Here is a 19,944-nt window from a genome sequence, read left to right on the forward strand (position 1 = left end):
CCTACCCGCCCGATTTCGCGCCTGAGGCCTGAACGACGGTAACTGCGATCATGTGGAAGACATCGTCGACACTGCAGCCGCGCGAGAGGTCGTTGGCCGGTTTGGCGAGCCCCTGCAGGATTGGGCCGATGGCCGTCGCGCCGCCGATCCGCTGCGCAATCTTGTAGCCGATATTCGCCGCATCAAGGTTCGGGAAGACGAAGACATTGGCCTCGCCGTTGAGCGCCGAGTTGGGGGCCTTGGCGGCACTGACGGCCTCGACGAAGGCGCTGTCGAACTGCAGCTCGCCATCGATCACGAGACCGGGTGCTGCGGCATGGGCGAGCCTGGTCGCCTCCACCACCTTGGAAACGCGCTCATGCGCAGCGCTGCCGGCAGTGGAAAACGAGAGCATCGCCACCTTCGCGGGCTTGCCGGCAAGCGCCTCGAAGGAGCGCGCCGACGTCACCGCGATGTCGGCGAGACCCGCGGCATCGGGGTCCACCACGAGGCCGCAATCGGCAAAGACGAAAGCGCCCTTCTTTGCGTGATGCGGCGCACACAGCATCATCAGGAAGAAGCTCGAGACAAGGCTGACATCCGGCGCACGCCCGATGGTCTGGAGGGCGGTGCGCACCGTATCGGCGGTGGTCGCAACCGCCCCGCCAACCGTGCCGTCGGCGGCATCCTCGCGCACCATCATCGCGGCAAAGACGAGCGGCGATCTAACCGCGTCGGCAGCTGCCGCGGCGTCGACGCCCTTGCTTCGGCGCAGCTCATGGTAGGCTGCAGCAAGGCGCGGGGTGAGCGGCGACAACGCCGGATCCTCGATGCGGATTTCGCCCGGGCGCGCGCCGGCGGCCTCCANGAACGACGTTCCGGCCGCCGACGAGCGTAATTTCGGCAATGCCGGCGCGCACGGCGCGCAAGGCCCCCTCGACGATGCGCGGGTCTTCTCCTTCGGCAAGCACGATATGGCGCGGCGCGGATTTCGCGGCTTCGAGAATGCGGTCGAGCGGTTTCATCAGGCGTGCCCCAGATAGTGAATGCCGACGAGGATGAAGAGGGCAATGAAGACGGTTTCGGCGACGATGAGCGCGACGGCGTCGCCACCGACGTCAAGCACGCGCCTGAGCGAGGTGCGCATGCCGACGGCGACGATGCCGGCAATCAGCGCCCAACGGGACGTTTCCATGCCGGCCTTGGCCACCAGTTCAGGTACGAGGCCGAAGGAGTTGAACGCCGCAAAGATCAGAAAGGCGACGACGAAACCGGGCAACAGCGGCGGGCGCTTGCCGGTCTCGCCTTCGGGCTGCGGGATATGGCGCAGCGACAGCGAGAAGATAAGCACGACCGGCGCCAGCATGGTGACGCGGATCAACTTGACGAGCGTCGCCGTCTCGCCCGCTTCCGGTGAGACCGAGAAGCCGGCACCGACGACCTGGGCCACATCATGGATGGTGCCGCCGAAAAAGATGCCGGTGGCCCGTGCATCAAGCCCCATGGTCTGGGCAATGATCGGATATGCGATCATTGCAAGGGTGGAGAGCACCGTGACTGAGAGCACGGTGAAGATCAGGTTGCGCTCGGAAAACTCGTTTTTCGGAAGCACGGCAGCGATCGCCATCGCCGCCGACGCGCCACAGATGGCGACCGAACCGCTGGTGATGAGCGCGAGCCGCCAGCCGCGGCCGAGCAGTTTTGCGGCGAGCAGGCCAATGCCGATGGTGGCCGCGATCGCCGAGACGAGCAGCAGGATCGTGCCGGCGCCAAGCCCGATCAGGAGGTCGACGCTGATCCGCATGCCGAGCAGCGCCACGCCGATGCGCAGCACCTTCTTGGCGCAGAAATCGATCCCGGCGACGCAGCGCCCTTCCTCCGAAAGAAAGTGGAAGGCAATGCCGAGCAAAAGCGCCATCAGCATGGCCGGCGCGCCGTAGTGATCGGAGAGGAACTGTGCGGCGACGGCGACGGCCGCGGTCACGGCAAAGCCCGGCCAATAGGTCGCAAAGCCGTTGGGCACGCTGCGGAAACGTTGGTGGACAGAGGCGGTAAAGGTCATGGTGTCATTCCGGTCGCTCGCGGGAAGCTCAGCCCGCCCGGTTTTCCGGACGGGCATCGTGCAATCGGGTAGGCTCAGGCCCGCTTCTGTGGGCGCATGTCGGCGCGGTCGATGCCGGCCACCGGCACCGGCTTCTTCATCGCGTCGCGACGGAAAGGCTCGCCGAGTTCCTGGTTGAGGATGACTTCGACAAAGGTCGTGACGCCCCTCTTCTGGTCGGCGATCGCGTTGGAAAGCGCGTCGGTGAGTGCTGCCGTGGTGTTGACGGCCACGCCCTTCAGACCGCAGCCTTCGGCCACCTTGGCGTAAGAGAGGTTGGGGTTGAGCTCGGTGCCGACGAAGTTGTTGGCGTACCAGAGCGTCGTGTTGCGCTTTTCAGCGCCCCACTGATAGTTGCGGAAGATCACCATGGTGATGGCCGGCCAGCCCTCGCGGCCGATCGAGCCCATTTCGTTCATCGAGATGCCGAAGGCGCCGTCACCGGCAAAACCGACCACCGGGACGTCAGGGCAACCGATCTTCGCGCCGACGATCGACGGGAAGCCGTAACCGCAGGGGCCGAACATGCCCGGTGCCAGATATTTCCGGCCGGCTTCGAAGGTCGGATAGGCGTTGCCGATCGCGCAATTGTTGCCAATGTCGGTGGAGATGATCGCCTCCTTCGGCAGGGCCGCCTGGATCGCTCGCCAGGCCTGGCGCGGCGACATGCGGTTCGGCTCGCGCGAACGTGCGCTCTCGTTCCATTCCGTGCCCGGATCGTCATCCTCATGATCCATCGAGGAAAGCTGCTGCTGCCAGGCAGAACGGGTCTGGTGGATTGCCGCCTTGCGCTCTTCGCGCCCTGCATCGCCGGCTGACGGTGAGAGCTGCTCGAGGATCTGGCGGGCGACCTGTTTGGCATCGCCGCAGATGCCGACCGACACCTTCTTGGTCAGCCCGATCCGATCGGCGTTGATATCGACCTGGATGATCGAAGCGTTCCTCGGCCAGTAGTCGATGCCATAACCCGGAAGCGTCGAGAAGGGATTGAGCCGGGTACCGAGCGCCAGCACGACGTCGGCCTTAGAGATCAGTTCCATCGCTGCCTTCGAGCCGTTGTAGCCGAGCGGTCCGACCGAGAGGCGATGGCTGCCGGGGAAGGCATCATTGTGCTGGTAGCCACAGCAGACCGGCGCGTCGAGGCGTTCGGCAAGCTTCATGGAATCCGAAATGGCATTGCCGATGACGACGCCGGCACCATTGAGGATAACAGGGAATTTCGCCTCCGACAGCAGCTTTGCGGCCTCAGAGATCGCCTGCGGTCCGCCGGCGGGACGTTCGAAGCGGACGATCGCCGGCAGGTCGACGTCGATCACCTGGGTCCAGTAGTCGCGCGGGATGTTGATCTGCGCAGGCGCACAGCCACGCCAGGCCTTCTCGATGACGCGGTTGAGCACCTCAGGGATACGCGAGGGGTCCCGCACCTCTTCCTGGTAACAGACCATTTCCTCGAACATCGCCATCTGGTCGACTTCCTGGAAGCCGCCCTGGCCGATCGTCTTGTTGGCCGCCTGGGGCGTCACCATCAGAAGCGGCGTGTGGTTCCAGTAGGCGGTCTTGATCGCGGTGATGAAGCCGGTGACGCCAGGGCCGTTCTGGCCGATCGCGACCGACATGGTGCCGGTCGCGCGGCTGAAACCATCGGCCATCATGCCGGCATTGGTCTCATGGGCGCAGTCCCAGAACTTGATGCCGGCCTTCGGGAAGAGGTCCGACACCGGCATCATGGCCGAGCCGATGATGCCGAAGGCATGTTCGAGGCCATGCATCTGAAGAACTTTGACGAAGGCTTCCTCGGTGGTCATTTTCATGGGGTGGTTCCTTTCCTGGCAGTTATTTCAAAGGGTTATAGGATTTCGTCGCGGAGGTAGTACCAGCGGTACATTCCCCATTGGCCAAGCCGCCGGAACGGCGTCAGCAGCCCGTGGCTCGGCAGGGACGAGGTGAAGATCGGTAGGTCGAGACCGCCACCCTTGCCGGCGACCATCTGGGCCATGCGGCGGCCGGCCTGGGCGGAATACATGACGCCGTTGCCGCCATAGCCCATGGCGTAGAACAGCCTCTGGCCCGGATCCGGCTGGAAGATGCGCGGCATCATGTCGTGGCTGACATCCACCCAGCCCCACCAGGAGTAATCGATGTCGATGCCGCGGAGCGCCGGAAACTTGCGATAGAGGCCGGCGAGAAGCAGTTCGAGATGCTTCGGATTGCCGGCATCGCGCCCGGTGATGGCACTGCGGCTACCGATCTGCACCCGGCCATCCGGCAGCATGCGGTAGTAGTGGCGGAGCGTCCGCGTGTCAGTGAGCGGGATGCGGGCTTTGAAGTTCAACGCCTGCAGTTCGCTCGTTGTCAGTGGCCGGGTGACGATCGAGTTCGACAGGATCGGCATCAGCCGGTGGCGGGTGAGCGCGTTCATGCCGGGCGAGGTGTACCCGGCAGTCGCGATGCAGACGGCGCGCGCCCGAACCGTGCCTCCCGGGGTGGTGAGGTAGTGCACGCCGCCCTTGGCCGTGCAATCGAGCACGGGGCTCGACGTATGCACCTTTGCGCCCAGCTTGCGAGCAAGCCTCAAGTAGCCAAAGGCGAGCTTGGCGGCGTGGATGCCCACGCCATCGGGCTCGTACATCGCCCCGCGCGCCTCCTCGTCGCGGACGAAATCGCGGTGGATCTCGTCGCGCGAGACCATGCGGGCGGGATAGCCGAAGGTGTCGTTGAGGACCCGCACCTCGCTTTCGAGCGCCGGCAACATCTTGTCGCGGTGGGCGATATAGAGGTGGCCGCCGTCCTGCGGGTCGCAGTCGATTTCCGGTTCGCGGATCAGGGCGCGAAAGAGGTCGAAGCCTTCGGAAATCTCGGCGTGCATCTTGCGGGCGACGTCGACGCCCCAGCGGGCAATCCACTGCGAGCGCTTCAGACGGCCAGCCGAAAGCTGCGCCTGCCCGCCATTGCGGGTGCTGCAGCCCCAGGCAACGCTGTTTGCCTCCAGCACCGTCGCCTTGATGCCGTGCTCGCGGGCCAGATGAATGGCGCAGGAGAGACCGGTATAGCCCGAGCCGATGACGGCGACGTCGACGTCGATATCCCGCATGACGGGACCGTCATCCTCCGGTTCCGGCCCGGCGGTGCCGATCCAGTAAGTCGGCGCATAGTCCTTGCCCGTGCCAGGGCTGCGGGCATGGTTGGGGTCATAGGCCGGATCGAACGGCTCTCTCGCGGGCTTCAAGGGGGTGGCGCGCAATTGCATGGCTTTCGCTCCAGCGCTCAGTAGCGGGGTTGCAGGACCGGGCGGTTCTTGCGGAACGCCTGCTTGCGCACGATCTTGCCGTTGCGGAAGGTGAAAAGGTCGCAGCCCTCCGCCTCGATGCGGCTGCCGTCGGCCGCCGTGCCGGAGAAGGTCCATTCGGACACGCCACGGTCGCCTTCGACGAAATGGCTGTGATTGCCCCATTCGGCATCCGGCATCGATGTCCAGACGCCGCTGAAGGCGTCAGCAATCGCCGCTCTACCGGTGAAGCGGGCGCCGTAGACCTCGGGTCCGCCGACCGCGTTAAAAACGCAGTCCTCGGCAAAGAAGCGCATGACCCCATCGATGTCGTGCCGGTTGAAGGCATCGAACAAGGTTTTGAGATCGGTTGCAGTCAGTGTCATCGTCCTGTCCTTTGGCTTAGTCGTCAGGCATGGCTTCGCCGGAGACGGGAGACGCCGTCTTCAAAGGCCGCCAGGCCGGGTACGAATGATTTGTCGAAGCTGTCGCCTAGAGCGCCGTGCGTTCAATTGAACGCGCAAAGGAACGCTCTAGCACTTTGATTCTAGGCCATCTTTCCGTCTCCAGTGATTCCACTTGAGAGCGGGAATCTCTGGTTAAAGGCGGCCCTTCCAGGGGATCAGCACCTTTTCGAGGTAGCGGATCAGAAGATCGAAGGCGAAGGCGAAGATGCCGATGATGAAGATGCCCATGATCACCGTGTCGCTTTCGAGGTTTTCGGCCGCGTTCAGAACCATGAAGCCGAGCCCTCGGTTGGCAGCCACCATTTCCGCCGCCACCAGGGTCGTCCAGCCGACACCGATGCCAATGCGCATGCCGGTGAAGATCTCGGGCAAGGCGGCCTTCATGATCACCTGGCTGATCACCTGCCCACGAGTGGCGCCCATCGCATAGGCCGCGTGGATCTGCTCGGTTGAGACCGAACGTACCCCTGCCCTTGCGGCAATCGCCATCGGCGCGAAGATCGCCAGATAGATGAGGAACACCTTCGGGAACTCGCCGATGCCGAGCCAGATGATGACCAGTGGCAGATAGGCAAGCGGCGGCAGCGGCCGGTAAAATTCGATGATCGGATCGAACAGACCGCGCACGAAGCGGTTGACGCCCATCAGGATGCCGATCGGAACCGCCGTTACCAGCGCCAGCAGGAAGGCACCGAAGACGCGACTGATGCTGGCAAGCGTGTGCTGTATCAGGGTCGAGTTCGAAACACCGTCCGTCAGCGCCAGCATGAACTTGTCCCAGACCGCCAGCGGCGACGGCAGGAAAAGCGGCTTGACCCAACCGGATTCGGTAACGAGGAACCAGAGGGCGACGAGCACGAGTGTCGTTGAAAAGCTGATCAATCCGCTGCTTCCGTCACCCGGAGCGCCGAAGATCTTGCCGGCCTTTACGGGCTTGGCCCGTGTCACTCTGTCAAGCATGGGCCACCTCCGGGTTGCCGGACGCACGTTCGTCGCCATAGATGATGCCGAGCACCTCCTCGCGCATGCGGATGAATTCCGGGCTGGATTTGATCGCACGGGCATTGCCCTCGGCGAGGAAACGCTTGTTGAAGTTGAGCTCGTAAGTGTGGGTGATGCGGCCCGGGCGCGGCGACATGACGATCAGCCGCGAGCCGAGGAACAACGCTTCCTCCACGCTGTGGGTGATGAAGAAGAACATCTTGTTGGTGAGCTGCCAGACCTTGAGCAGCAGTTCCTGGATCGTCTCGCGCGTCAGCGCGTCGAGAGCCGCCATCGGCTCGTCCATCAACAGCATGGCCGGGTCGCAGGTCAGCGCCCGCGCGATGCCGACACGTTGCTGCATGCCGCCCGAGAGGTGATAGATCATGTGGCGGTGGAAGTCCTGCAGGCCGACCAGAGCGAGGTTCTTAGTGGCGAGGTCCCGTCGGGTCGCCTTGTCGACGCCGCGCAGCTTGAGGCCGAATTCGGTGTTCTCTATGACGTTCAGCCACGGCAGAAGCGCGTGCTTCTGGAAGACCACGCCACGCTCGGCACCCGGTCCGTTGACTTGGTGGTTGCCAAGCGTGATGTCGCCCTCCGAGGGGGCCATAAAGCCCGCCATCAGGTTGAGCAGCGTCGTCTTTCCGCAACCCGAGGCGCCGAGTGCGACGACGAAGTCGCCGCTGTTGATGGTAAGGTTGACACCTTTCAAGGCGATGATCGCCTGGTCCGAGTACAGGCCCGGATAGGTCAGACTGATGTTCCTGACGCTCAATGTTTCCATGAGAAATGCCTCCCTGCACCTCGGTCACGGTCTTGATGATGGACGCGCCGGCCGCTCCTCAGGACCGGCGCAATCAGCAGATCAAATTATTGCGCGGCCGCCTTGGCAAAGTCGGCGTTCACATAGGGCGCGTAATCGTCGAGCGAATTGCCGATCTGCTTTTGCTCGACGAGGAACTTGGCGCTTTCGGTGAGCGCGCGCGTGGCGCCACCGCCGAGCCAAACCTCGGAGGCCTGCTCATCCGCATTCGGGAACGAAAGAAGACGTAAGGCTTCGACCGTGCTCGGGCCATCGCCGCCGATCAGCTTGACGATGCCCTGGACTTGCTGAGATTCCTCCGTCCACGCCGCCTTGTCGGCATTGTAGTCGGCATAAGCTTTCGCCAGGACCTTGGTGAAGGCCTCCATGAGCTTCGGATTTTCCGCGGCCCAGGCCTTGTCAACCACTAGCCCGTCGAAGGTCGGCACACTCGCATCACCGATCACCTGGGAATCGGAGATCGTCTTGCCAGTCTTCTGAATTTCAGAAAGCGCCGGCGGCCATACATAGGCGGCATCGATATCGCCGCGCTGCCAGGCGGCGACGATTTGCGGCGGCTTCAGATTGAGAATTTCCACTTCGCGCGGGTCAACGTTCCAGACCTTGTTCATGCCGACCAAAAGATGGAAATGCGAGGTCGAGACGAAGGGCACGGCGACCTTCTTGCCCTTGAGGTCCGAGGGCGTTTCGATGCCCGAACCGTCGCGGGCGACCAACGCCTCCGATTGACCGATATTGTCGAGGATCCAGAAGAGTTGCAGTTCGACACCGCGCGTGGCGGCAGCCGCGGTGCCAGTCGAACCGAGAACGCCGATCGGCACGTCGCCCGAGGCGAGCGCCGTCGTGATGTCGCCGGCCGAGCTGAATTGGCGCCAGTCGATCGAGTAACCGGCCTCTTTGGCGGCGGCGTCGAAGCGCCCGTCGGCGATCGCAGCCACAAACGGGCCGACGATCTGCTGATAGCCGACGACGAGCTTCGTTTCGGCATAAGCCACGCCGGATGCGGCAAGGCTCGCCACAATGCTGGCTGCTGCGGCCAGTCGTCTGAAATGTCCATGTAGCATGCTTCGTCCTCCTCTTTGTTTATTCACTGACCGGTTTTTCCGATCTTGCTCATGACGATAAGACCGAGATCCGGCTTGCGTTATATCCAGTATGGAAGTTGAATAGATCCAGATTAACGTCATTGGGGGCCGGCGTCGTGCGGACGAATGTTTCCGAAACCATCTTCTTCATCGATCGCGACAGCGGGATTGGCCTGCAGGCACAGCTGCGCGAAACGATCGTTTCGGCCGTGCTTGCCGGGCGGGTGCAGCCGCACGCGCACCTGCCTTCCACGCGCAAACTCGCGGACTATCTCCGGATCTCGCGCATCACGGTGACGCTCGCCTATCAGGAACTGATCAGCCAAGGCTATGTCGAAGCCGTCAACCGCAGTTCCTATCGTATCGCCGGCAATCCGCCAGGCATGGATGTGGAAGGGGAACGCCCATCGGGCGGCGCCGATCCGGTCGATTGGAGCCGCAAGATCAAGATGAGCTTCGACGTCGTGCGCCAGGTCCACAAACCGCTGGACTGGCGACGCTACCCTTTCCCCTTCCTCTACGGCCAGATGGACCCCACGCTGTTTGACCTCAACGCCTGGCGTGATTGCGCTCGCCGGGCGCTTGCGCGCGAGGACTTCGTGCTGATGGCGAGCGATTTCGCCGCTGCCGACGACGTGCGGCTCGTCAACTACATCTGCTCGCGCACGCTGCCGCGGCGCGGCATTCACGCCACTCCGGACGAAATCCTCGTTACCGTCGGCGCGCAGAATGCGCTCTGGATCGTCACCCGACTGATCCTGGAAAAGGGCTCAGCCGCCGTCTGCGAAAACCCTTGCCACCCGGATATCAGCGCCTCGCTGCTGCTCAGCGGTGCTGACGTCACGACCGTCGACGTCGATCGCGAGGGCCTGTCGCCGGATGCGCTACCGGAGAAAGTCGACGCCGTCTTCGTGACCCCGAGCCACCATTCGCCGACAGGCGCGACCATGCCGGTCGACCGGCGAACGCAACTGCTTGAAGCAGCGGAGGAGAGAGATTTCGTCATTGTCGAGGACGACTACGAGTTCGAGATCAGCTACCTCGCTCCGCCCTCGCCGGCGCTGAAAGCGCTCGATCCGACGGGCCGGGTGCTCTACATCGGCAGCTTCTCAAAATCCCTGTTTCCCGGGCTTCGGCTCGGCTATCTCGTGGCGCCTGCACCCTTCATTCGCGAGGCGCGCGCGCTTCGCTCGCTGATGCTGCGTCACCCGCCCGGCCACCTGCAGCGCACCGCTGCCTATTTTCTGGCGCTCGGCCATTATGACGCCGTACTGCACCGCATGCGGACCGAGTACCACAAGCGTCATGTGCTGATGGCAGAGTCGCTTCGCCGCGAAAACTTGACGATCGCCGGTTCCTCAACCTTCGGCGGCACGTCCTTCTGGATGGAGGGGCCGGAGGGGCTGGATGCCGACCGTCTGGTGAGCGAACTGCGGCAGGACGGCGTGCTGGTCGAATCCGGCTCGCCCTTCTTCCCGAGAAGCGACCAGCCTTGCCGCTATTTCCGCATGGGCTACTCATCCATTCCAAGCGCGAGTATCGCCGAAGGCGTCGCCCGCGTACGCGCCCGCATCGACGTTCTTACTTGCCGCAACAACTCTGGAAAACTGAACTAGCACCCGGCAGCGCGGGGGACCTAGCCGCCGCGTAGATTGTCGACAATATGGCTGATAGTAGTACTCATAATTGTCGACAAATACGTTGACAAATCCTTTTGGCGTGCGATTGTGCCGATCAGCAGCAACGAGCTAGGGAGGAGCAGGTTGATGCAAGGTCTTTGCAAGACGTCGCGACAGCATATCCGTGCGGCTTTTGGCGACGGTCGCACACGCCAACATGCTCCGCCGGGCCGGCCAGCCTGACATCTCCTCGTTCGATCCCTATTCCCACGTCCTACATCGAACCTTGGGTTTCTCAACCACATCCATGAAAGGGTGCGGGGACAAGCCTGTGATCGAGGTGGCGCGTGCGCTGGCTACAGACTGACAACTGATCGACAACAGACTTGGCGTTTCAAACATCGCCGGGACGCTTCAACTCGACTGCCTCACTGGCCAGGGACGCGAGTTGATCATGATCCCCGCGCACAGGGTGTCTACGGCCCGGGCGGTGACTGACAAGATCGAGCAGGTCCTGCCCGCGCCAACGACAGGCCGCGCCAGTTGCCGACCCGCATCGGGCGACCAGACGTACGGCCTGCGGGCCGTCCTTGCCTCTTTAAAAGAAGATTCCCGTTCAAGGGGACAGGTGACCTCAACCAAGGAGAACAGCAGAATGCTCAAGAAATTAATTCTCGCAGCCGTCATGTCGGCTGCGCTTTCCGCGCCGGGCCATGCGGAAACGCTCAAATGGGGCGCCTCGCGCGACATCTATTCGCTCGACCCCTATTCTTATGGCGACAGCTACACGCTGTCCTTCCTCAACCACGTCTACGAGGGGCTTGTCCGTTTTGACGCCGAACTGAAGATCGAGCCGGCGCTGGCAACGTCCTGGGAGACGGTATCAGACACGATCTGGCGGTTTCATCTGCGCGAGGGCGTCAAGTTCCACGATGGCGCCGATTTCACTGCGGACGACGTGATCGCCTCTCTCACTCGGGTCAGCGATCCGGTGTCTCCACTGCGTGGCAACCTCCCCGCCTACAAGTCGGCAAAGAAGGTGGACGACCACACCATCGATATCGAATTGGTCGGACCCTACCCACTGCTGCTGAACGACCTGACGAACATCCACATTTTCGACGCTACGTGGCTTACCGACAACAACTCGCTGAAGCCGACCGACGTCGGCAAGAAGATCGAAGGCTACGCCACCTACCACACCAACGGCACGGGACCGTTCAAGCTCGAGAGCCGCGCGCCCGACAGCAAGACCGTTTTGATCAAGAACGACAAGTGGTGGGACAAGTCGCAGTCCAACATCGATCGTATCGAGTTTACACCGATCGTCTCGGCCGCGACGCGCGTCGCCGCACTGCTGTCGGGTGAGATCAACTTCACCGAGAATGCGCCTGCGCAGGATCTACCGCGCCTTCTCGCGCAGCCGGATCTGAAGGTCATGGAGCGCACCGACCTGCGCACCATCATGATGGGCTTCAACCGCAAGCCGAAACTGGCCGACGGCATCGACAACAAGTTCAACGACCTGCGTGTTCGCCAGGCCGTCGCTCACGCGCTCGACAAGGAGCTCATCCAGAAACGGGTCATGCGCGGCAAATCGAGGACGGCGGGCGCGATCATTGCGCCGGAGATTCCCGGATATAGCGAAGCACTGGACAAGGTGGTGCCGTTCGATCCCGAACTGTCGAAGAAGCTGCTGGCAGAAGCCGGCGCAACCGACCTCCCATTCACACTCGTCTGCACGAACGAGGCCTATGTCAACGAGGAGGAGCTTTGCCAGAGCATCGTCAACATGCTGAGCCGCGCCGGCTTCAAGCCGCAACTCGACATCGGCCCGACGGCCGCACAGGCGCCCAAGCGTACGGGTGGCCTCTCCGACGTCTACATCATCGGTTGGGCGAACGAGCCGATGCTGGACAGCTACTCGATCCTGCTCCAGATGATCGAGACGAAGAGCGACAAGGCGGGCGTGTTCAACTGGGGTGGCTGGAGCTATCCGGAGATTGACAAGCTCGTCATCCAGGCATCGACCGAAATGGATCGGACGAAACGGCTCGAGCTGCAGACCAAGGCACTCCAGATGGTCAAGGACGAAATGATCATGTTGCCGTTGCACCAGCAGCCCATGGCCTGGGTAATGAGCAACAGGATCGACCGGGTCGCTCAGCTGGCGGACAACAAGCCACGCCACTGGCTGACTCATTTCGCGGAGTAACCCTCGCGCGGAGCTGGAACGGCAAGGCGTTCGGGCTCCCGCTCAACATGCGAGGCGGACCGATAAATCCCCGCCCCTCATCTGCCCGGCCGCGCCAGCGACCGGGCAATGTCGATAATGTCGTCTCTCGCTGCGGTCCGAAGCTTTCGAACAGTTGGAGGCGGGCGTTGTTTTGCCGGCCGGTCTGAACTCGCCGAAGAATGGTAGCGTGGTTCATTGCAAAGTCTGTGCGGTCCGGCGAAAATCGCGCAGTTGCCAACCTGAAAGGTTGGCAACTCACTGGTGCAGGCCGTGAGCTCCCGAGGATAAAAGGGCGCGCCCGTCAGTCGCGTTGCCGCTGTGGGGCCAACGCCATCGTCTGCGCATAGGCGAGCGGCGACCGGTTGCCTGGCAGGTTTTCGTCCAGCACCAACGTCTTGAGGTTGTCGGCGCGGATGTCGAGAGATATGGCCCGCTCGAGTTTGTCGATCGACCAAACGGCGTAGCCGAATTTCGCGTCAAATCCACAATCGCAGCCGCAATCGCCGTCGGCGATTGCCGTCGGCCTTTCCGATAGACACATGATCTGCGGTTTTGGCAGCTTGTAGCAGTGCCCCTCATAGGCATAACCATAAATCACGCCAATGCTCTTTAGATACTCTACTTCACCCCCAAAACTAACGGGAAGGAAGCTATAGTATTTTCCATCAAATAATGCGATCGTTACTCCATCGCCAACGATTCCAGAGCTTTTCTTTATGTAATCCAAAATCTCCTCTATCATCCTGTTTATATCATCAATTATCCCTGTTTCTCCAATAGATCTTAGCTTTTTCTCAATCACATCGAGAGATTCTCTAATATTTTTATCTTTATTCTTTCTTTCATAAAACCTCGTCGGCCGTCCATATAATCTAATATCTCCTGGTCGATACGACTTATATTCAATTACATCTTCTAGATCCTTTTGATCTAGTGGATATCCAACAACAGGATTTGCGCAACAACCACTCATTTTTTCCTCCCTTGACTTACCTTGAAGCGATGATTTCGCGCCAAGCGAAATTCTCTTCGAGCAATTCGGCGGCCGGCCCGTCCGCCGAGGCGACGATGGCCTCTGCCGCCTGCTCAAGGCGCAGTGTGTTCAGATCGAGTGTGCTCAATGACGTCGCGAGTGCCGCACCCACCGCGTCTCGCGCGGCGGTCAATGCCAGCTTGAAATATAATGGCTTGGTGCCGAAGGCCTCCGCCGTCGCATGCCGAAAAGTATCAAATTCGTCCCGCGCCAGTTCCCGGATATCGACATCCAGAAGCCGCCTGTCGGCGCAACCGTTCGCGACCAGATCGCGATGATAAAGTGCAACGATGCTGTCAAAGATGGCGCCAACGAACGGCAGCGCGCGGTCGTGCGCCTCGCGGGTAGTTGCGGACATTCGCCGGAAATTGGTGGCCAAGCGAATCTGCGTTTCGGGGCTCGTCTCCGCAAAGCGGTTCAGTTCGTTGTAGAGCAGCAGATTGCCTCTCGTTCGCCGCAAAAGCCGGTCAATCGCGGAATCAAAGTGCAAGAACGAGATCAGTGAAACACAGTCCGAAAAGGCTTCGGAGAACGAAAAGAAGTCGCCATCAGGCGATGTCACAGTCGGTACACCCGTCTCCGAGAGCATGATCAGATGCCCGACCTCGTGCGCGATCGTGTCGAAATTCAACGCGTATGGTCTCATGATGCCGTCGACGTCGGACCAACCCAGTTCCAGAAAACCGTAGCCCGCTTGAGCATTGTCCCAATCGACAAATGGAACGATTTCTAGCCTTGGAAAGGTCTGATCGAAGAACCAGTGGACCCGCCGCCCCAAATAGCTCTGCCAAATGTCGAGAACGAAACGCACGCAGGCGTAGGCGTGAACAGCAAGAAATGGCCGGGAGGTTGGATCGATGTTGTCGAAGTGGCGATCCGGACCCGGCCTCACCGGCGCGCGCTTCGCCCCGCCGAATGGCGGCAAGCTCGCGAGGCCATAGGGCTGCTTGTCATAGAGCGGATCCGCGACATACATGGAGAGGTCACTGGGGCCCTCGCCTAATTCGTCGCGTGGTATCGATAGCCACACACGATCGGGCTGTTCGTATCCGGGAATGAAGGGGGGCTGCGGATAAATCCAAAACCGCGTGCCGACACGCGCATTTCCAGAGTCGAGGGCATCGTCCCGAAGCAGACGCATCGCACAATTGCCCCCCTCGATTGAAAAATCTGGGATTAAGGATTCAATTTATAAGTGTTTGCTAATGTTGAGTCAATGCCGCCCGCCTCAAGATCCCGGACAAAGGTGTTCGTTGCAACCCACGCACAGCTCACAGGCCCCGTATTTTCCTGCATCACGAGGGACCGCGCGTTTCGCAGCGCAAGCAGAGCGTCCCGTCTTTTTTGCCCCACCATCTCCTTCTGCAATTGCTTGAGCCCCTCCTCCTGCCATCCTGCATCCCGTAAAATCGCTTCGAACCGGCGCTCTCGAAAGTTCATGTTTCGCGCAGTTGTTGTGAGCAAGTCGCGATCGGCTGCCGTTATGAAATCCCGGCGTGTCAGGCTGGCGAACGTCCGCTGGAGATCGACCAAGGCGTCTGTCAAAGGAAGAAAGCCAAGCTCCGGCGGCCCCGAAAGAACGGCGACCGCATCATCGGGAGCAAGCCGCCAGCGCCGATACCACCTGTAGATCAGGCCGACACCGATCATGCCGAATTCACTGAGTTCCGCCGCCCTGAGCGCGCCCATGCTTGCCGCGCCGATCACGACGATCCCCTGTGCCATTGCCCAGAGGATTTCCTTGTGTCGGACAGCCGGCCTGTCCTCGAATTGCCCGTCGATCAGGACCATCGCCCGCGGGCGGAATGCGTGGGCGGCGAGCAGAATATCGCCTTGCGCGGCGGGCTGCAGGTAGATGGCGTCGAGAACCGGCTCCGCCTCGGCCAGCCGAAGCGTCGGACCAAGAAACACCAGGATCGGACCTTTCTCGCTCGCATCGACCATGTGAACACTCACCGCACGATCAAAAAGGGACTGGCTCCGGGAAGGATGATTCTCACGCACTGAACGCCTGTTTCGACGTCCGTTCCCACCGGCACGGCCAATATGGGCCCCATGCCGGCGGATAGGACCCTGTTGATGAGCGCGCCGAGATCCGAAACGGCGGGTGCTTCGATTGCCTGACGCGGCAACCCGGACGTGTCCATAAGAATAAGCTGGCGGGCCTTGGCGACGACCGAGTCGGTGCTACGTCTGTAATGCTCCCGGGTTTGATCGTCGCGCGCGCCTGATATCGCCCCGGCCCGCGCTGACAGCGCTTCGAGCATCGCGCTCTTCGCTGCCGCGGCGATGCTCGGTCCTGCCGCGTAGCCCTCGGTCGGAAGAGCAAGGATCGGTTCGCCCGGACCTGTCTCGATCGTCTGGCACCAGATCACTGGGACATCTGCCGGCGAAGGGGCTAGCCAAAGGCCGAAGGAAACATGGTGCTCGCCCGCAACGGACAGTATGTGATCAACTCCGTCACCCAGCCCAAACGGGGAAATGCGCATTCGATCGAAGAAGCCGTGGGTGGCGAAGGCGCGCGCGATGGCGTCGCGCTCAATACATTCGAACAATCCATGCGCAAATGCACCGAAGACGGTCATATGACAGGCGAGACCCGTGGTCGTGCGCATGAACAGGCCATCATGAGCGGGCGGCGGGTCCGTGTAGCAGGTGTGAACAAGTTCCAGGGGGACCGATTGTGGGAAACCAGCCGTGATGTCGACGCCGGTGATCCAGGGTATCGTCCGTGCCCGCCAGTTCCCCTGGCGATCAGGTGCCAGAAGGTTTTCAAACAGGCCGTCGGCGATGTTGAGTTCATCCGCCGTGGTGGAAAATACCCGCTCCGAGGGAATGGCTTCGGCGTAGAACCGCTCAAGCGATTCCATGATCGCCCCCACCGCCGCTCCCGCCATGGAAAGGCCTCGCCCGAGCGACGTGACTTCAGAGAGAGCGGCGGGTCGAACGGCTTGAGCTACAGGCAGGCCGATCCGGTCAAGTCCGGTCAGATCACCGAGCCGGGTTATGCCCGTACGGCGGCAGAGCGGTAAAATCGCGCGCAAGCATTGCTCGGCCTCTTCGAGGTCCGCGGGGGGAGAAAGCGGCTTGCTAAGGCCGGCAAGTATGGCGTCGCGAAAACGTGCAAGCATCCCCTCAAGGTTTGACGGATCGTCGGTTTTCTGCCTCGCAGGTTCAATGTTAAACGGCAACGCCAAGCTCCTGGATTGAATGTCTCGCCCGTCGCAGAAGTGCCTTTGCTCCTTGACTCTCGGCGATATCTACGGCTGAGCGCAGGTCGAGGATGATGGGATCCTTGGTGGTGCTGCCCCGCGCCTGAAGAACGGCGCGGCGACGGTAGAGCTCCGCGAGCCAATAGGCATGACCGGTTTCCTTCGCCTTTTCGATCGCATCATTCGCGACCTCGAGCGCTGACTCATAGTTGCCAGCTTGCCCGAGCAGCGTGGCGTGCATGTAGAGATAAAGCGGGAGATCTGCGACGACACCAAGGCTTCTCAAGAGCGACAGCCCTTCGCGAAACATCGCATGTCCGCTCGTGAGGCTTTCCCCATGCGCTAGAGCCCATCCAGCAAACAGCAGCGACAGGCCCGACAGCGACTGCATTTCATGCGATCTCGCGAAGTCTGCCATTCTCTTGGAAATTTCGGTGAGACGCCCATAGTCGTCCCGATAGAACGCAGACACCGCTTCCGTATCAAGTGAATGCGCCTTGCTGGGCGCGTGTGATATCCGGTCGACGAACGCGACCATCTTCGAAAGAGCCGAATCCGATGCTTTCGATTGTCCTGTCAGCCACAGCGAAAGGGCCAGTTGCCCTAGACCGCACACCTTGGCGTCATGGCCGCCAAATAACGTTCGGTTGGTTTTCGCCGATTGCTCATCATAAAGCGCCAGTCCGGCCTTAATCGCATCCTGGGCCTCTCGATGGTTTCCAAGGTTAAAATCAATGGCCCAGATGCAATGGTTGACCTGGAGCTTGATCTCCGGATCTTCCGTCCCAGCCTGCATGGCCCGCACTTGCAGAGCGCGTTCGCGCATAACGCGAAAGTCTGTTCCCGTGAGCCACCACCCCCAATAGATCGGAAACCATCTGGATTGCTCTTCCATCGGTTGCCGACGGGCGATGGCTACGCCATCTTCATATAACTTGCGAGCTGGAGGTGAGTTCAGTCCGACAAGACCGGTCAAAACTGGGCCGAGCGAAGTCAGCGCGGACAGCTGCAGTGTTTCGATCGCATGTCCCTCGCCGAACCGGTCGCAAATCTCCACGGCGTGCTCCAGGTAGTTGCGCGCCTCTACCATCGCCGATCGGCTCGAACTTTCCTTGCCCGCCGCAGTGTACAATTCGATTGCGTTTTCGATGAAGCCCGCTCGTTCCGCATGTTCGGCGAGCGTTCCGGTGTCCATCCAAGCGGCCATTTGGCGGTTTTGACTGACAGCAATGAACAGCCGCCGATGCAATGCCTGCCGCTGCCTGCGCAAGAGCCCGTTGTAGATCGTTTCCTGAATCAAAACGTGCCGGAAACCGTAGGCGATATGCCCTCGCGTCCTGATCCGCATCAGGAACCCTGAATCACTCAGGGTATCGGCGGCCTTAACCAAAGACTTTTTGCCCAGCCCTGGCAGCAGCTCGCGAAGCAACGACAGCGTGAACCGGCTGCCCGCAACTGCTCCCGCTCGCGCCACGTCTCTGGCCGTGCCCAGGTGGTTGAGGCGTGCATCCAGTATTTCCTCGAACGCCGACACATGGCTGGGTTTAACGTTTTCCGACAGGCTCATAGTGTCTGCGGCAACGTTCTCCGAGACCCATTGGCAGATTTGCTCGATAAAGAGCGGAACGCCGCCGGATATCCTCTCGATAACGTCATAGAGTTCAGGAAGCATGCCCTGCCTCTGCTCCGGCCATCTTGCCTCTATCGCCTGTCGTGTTTCGTCACGATCAAGCGGGAGCAGCGTCAGCCGCGTGGGGTTGGCCGCGTCCAGCCAGTCCGATGCAAACCCGAGACGTGAGGTCGCGATAAGGAGAATCGGAAGTTGGCGTGCAACCCGAGCGGCCTCCGCCAGCAGATCCCGGGAGGTGGGATCGATCCAGTGGATGTCTTCGACAGCCAGGACGATCGGCCCGTTCACGCACAACGCCGCGAGTGCGCGAAACACGGCGCGATGAGCCTTTTCCCGGATGGCTTTGGGGTCGTTGTCGGCGAGCCGTTGATTTCGTCCCAGCGCACCCAGCAAATACGCGAATGTCTCAATCGTTTCTGCGTCGCGAATGCCGTTTCGTTCAAAGGGGGCTGCTACAGCGGAGGCCGACAGGCCCAGTTGATCGTCTTGTCCAGACGTTGCGCCCATAAGACTGTTCAACAGGGGATGCAGCGTCGAGCGATGCCCGCCTGGCAGGCACTGAAAGAAGTACAGCCCTGATCGCCGGTCGCGCGTCATCTTGCGGACTTCCCGCAGAAGCCGCGATTTTCCGATGCCTGCATCTCCTTCGAGCAGGAGGATTTCGCCACCTTGCGCGGAGACCTTTTCCCAACAGGCGGCGATCGTGTTCAACTCGCTTTCGCGGCCAATGAAGGGGCCGCCAAGGCTCCCGAAAGCGTAGAACCTGTCGACATCAATCTTGTGCCCGAGTGCGCGCCATACCTTCTCGGGCACAGTGAAGCCCTTGAGCGTCCTGGCGCCTTCGAACACGAAAGCATGCGACCTACCAGCCAGGTCGCGCGTGTCTCCCGAAACAAAAACGGTGTCTGGCGCGGCGATCTCTTCCAGACGGGTGGCTATGGCCAGTGCAGCACCCGTAACCGGTTCCCCCTTCTCCTCCTGCGTCTCCGGAATGAGCGCGACAGATGTCGCGATCCCGACGCGAACGTGCAAGTCGCCGCGCCCGGCTTCTCGGGCAACGCCCGCGCAGCCCTCGACGATCGCGAGACCCGCCCGAATGGCGAGCGATGCCGCATCCTTCGCACCCAACTCGATCGGAAAGAGCGCCACGCCACCATCTCCAGCCTCAAGCTGCATGACGCCGGAATGAGAGATTATCGCGTGTTTCGCTGCATTCTGAAACGCAACGATCAGTTCCTGATAGTCTTCTATGTCGAGCAGGTGGAGAAGTCTCGTCGACCCGACGAGATCATAACAGAGAGCGGTGACGATCCGCCGCTCGCCCCCATATTCGGACAGGCGTCCCTTGCGACCCGAAGGTTTTGTCGGGTGTCGTGGTTTGTTGACCCGACTTTCGAGCATCCGCCACCCCCACCGCTCGCGTGTATGATGGATTAGGAATATATAGCATAAGCGAGCGGCGTTCGCGTAGGAGCAGCAATTCTATCGGGCGGCCGCGTGCCCCCAAAGCTGT

At 61.3% G+C, this 19,944-nt stretch carries 14 protein-coding genes and 1 pseudogene; 2 read left to right on the top strand and 13 right to left on the bottom strand.

What is annotated here, in order from left to right:
• Position 1 precedes the first annotated feature (1 nt).
• From pta to tauA, 8 genes and pseudogenes are all read right to left on the bottom strand, one after another.
• Positions 2 to 1,004, bottom strand: a pseudogene (pta, locus tag ACTJKE_RS27245) (phosphate acetyltransferase).
• Positions 1,004 to 2,041 carry a YeiH family protein gene (locus tag ACTJKE_RS27250; protein WP_058327850.1) on the bottom strand — a complete coding sequence of 346 codons (1,038 nt, stop codon included), beginning with the start codon at positions 2,039 to 2,041 and terminating at the stop codon, positions 1,004 to 1,006. The pseudogene pta and the gene ACTJKE_RS27250 overlap by 1 nt, the downstream one beginning before the upstream one ends.
• A gap of 74 nt (positions 2,042 to 2,115) precedes the next feature.
• On the bottom strand, positions 2,116 to 3,891 hold the full coding sequence (gene xsc, locus ACTJKE_RS27255; protein WP_058327851.1) for a sulfoacetaldehyde acetyltransferase: 1,776 nt from the start codon (positions 3,889 to 3,891) through the stop codon (positions 2,116 to 2,118).
• Positions 3,892 to 3,926: 35 nt separating this feature from the next.
• On the bottom strand, positions 3,927 to 5,327 hold the full coding sequence (locus ACTJKE_RS27260) for an NAD(P)/FAD-dependent oxidoreductase (protein ID WP_113513567.1): 1,401 nt from the start codon (positions 5,325 to 5,327) through the stop codon (positions 3,927 to 3,929).
• Positions 5,328 to 5,344: 17 nt separating this feature from the next.
• Complete coding sequence (locus ACTJKE_RS27265) at positions 5,345 to 5,725, bottom strand: nuclear transport factor 2 family protein (protein WP_113513688.1); 381 nt, start codon at positions 5,723 to 5,725, stop codon at positions 5,345 to 5,347.
• 219 nt (positions 5,726 to 5,944) lie between these two features.
• Complete coding sequence (locus tag ACTJKE_RS27270; protein WP_058327854.1) at positions 5,945 to 6,772, bottom strand: ABC transporter permease subunit; 828 nt, start codon at positions 6,770 to 6,772, stop codon at positions 5,945 to 5,947.
• The gene (locus ACTJKE_RS27275; RefSeq protein WP_034790429.1) at positions 6,765 to 7,577 is read right to left on the bottom strand and encodes a taurine ABC transporter ATP-binding protein; all 813 of its coding nucleotides are present in this window, start codon (positions 7,575 to 7,577) and stop codon (positions 6,765 to 6,767) included. The genes ACTJKE_RS27270 and ACTJKE_RS27275 overlap by 8 nt, the downstream gene beginning before the upstream one ends.
• Positions 7,578 to 7,663: 86 nt before the next feature.
• Positions 7,664 to 8,680 carry a taurine ABC transporter substrate-binding protein gene (gene tauA / locus ACTJKE_RS27280; RefSeq protein WP_440661519.1) on the bottom strand — a complete coding sequence of 339 codons (1,017 nt, stop codon included), beginning with the start codon at positions 8,678 to 8,680 and terminating at the stop codon, positions 7,664 to 7,666.
• A 137-nt stretch (positions 8,681 to 8,817) separates the two neighbouring features.
• Here tauA and pdxR point away from each other — a divergent pair, with 137 nt between their 5' ends.
• Both pdxR and ACTJKE_RS27290 read left to right on the top strand, forming a co-directional pair.
• Positions 8,818 to 10,317 (top strand): MocR-like pyridoxine biosynthesis transcription factor PdxR, encoded by a 1,500-nt coding sequence (gene pdxR / locus ACTJKE_RS27285; RefSeq protein ID WP_440661521.1) that lies wholly within the window; start codon positions 8,818 to 8,820, stop codon positions 10,315 to 10,317.
• Positions 10,318 to 10,975: 658 nt separating this feature from the next.
• Positions 10,976 to 12,535, top strand: a complete 1,560-nt coding sequence (locus tag ACTJKE_RS27290; RefSeq protein ID WP_058327856.1) for an ABC transporter substrate-binding protein — start codon at positions 10,976 to 10,978, stop codon at positions 12,533 to 12,535.
• Positions 12,536 to 12,857: 322 nt separating this feature from the next.
• Here ACTJKE_RS27290 and ACTJKE_RS27295 read toward each other — a convergent pair whose 3' ends face one another.
• The 5 genes from ACTJKE_RS27295 to ACTJKE_RS27315 are packed head-to-tail and all read right to left on the bottom strand — an operon-like array spanning position 12,858 to position 19,832.
• Positions 12,858 to 13,529, bottom strand: a complete 672-nt coding sequence (locus ACTJKE_RS27295) for a hypothetical protein (RefSeq protein ID WP_058327857.1) — start codon at positions 13,527 to 13,529, stop codon at positions 12,858 to 12,860.
• A gap of 16 nt (positions 13,530 to 13,545) precedes the next feature.
• A complete protein-coding gene (locus tag ACTJKE_RS27300) occupies positions 13,546 to 14,730 on the bottom strand; it encodes a hypothetical protein (protein WP_440661524.1) in 1,185 nt (394 codons plus the stop codon).
• 35 nt (positions 14,731 to 14,765) lie between these two features.
• Entirely contained in the window at positions 14,766 to 15,533 is a 768-nt protein-coding gene (locus ACTJKE_RS27305; RefSeq protein WP_440638532.1) for a TfuA-like protein, read from the bottom strand.
• Between the two features lie 8 nt (positions 15,534 to 15,541).
• On the bottom strand, positions 15,542 to 16,720 hold the full coding sequence (locus tag ACTJKE_RS27310; protein WP_058327891.1) for a YcaO-like family protein: 1,179 nt from the start codon (positions 16,718 to 16,720) through the stop codon (positions 15,542 to 15,544).
• Positions 16,721 to 16,769: 49 nt separating this feature from the next.
• On the bottom strand, positions 16,770 to 19,832 hold the full coding sequence (locus ACTJKE_RS27315) for an ATP-binding protein (RefSeq protein ID WP_440661525.1): 3,063 nt from the start codon (positions 19,830 to 19,832) through the stop codon (positions 16,770 to 16,772).
• Positions 19,833 to 19,944 lie beyond the last annotated feature (112 nt).

Origin of the sequence: Ensifer sp. 22521 (assembly GCF_052044795.1) — a bacterium.
Classification (GTDB): Bacteria; Pseudomonadota; Alphaproteobacteria; order Rhizobiales; family Rhizobiaceae; genus Ensifer.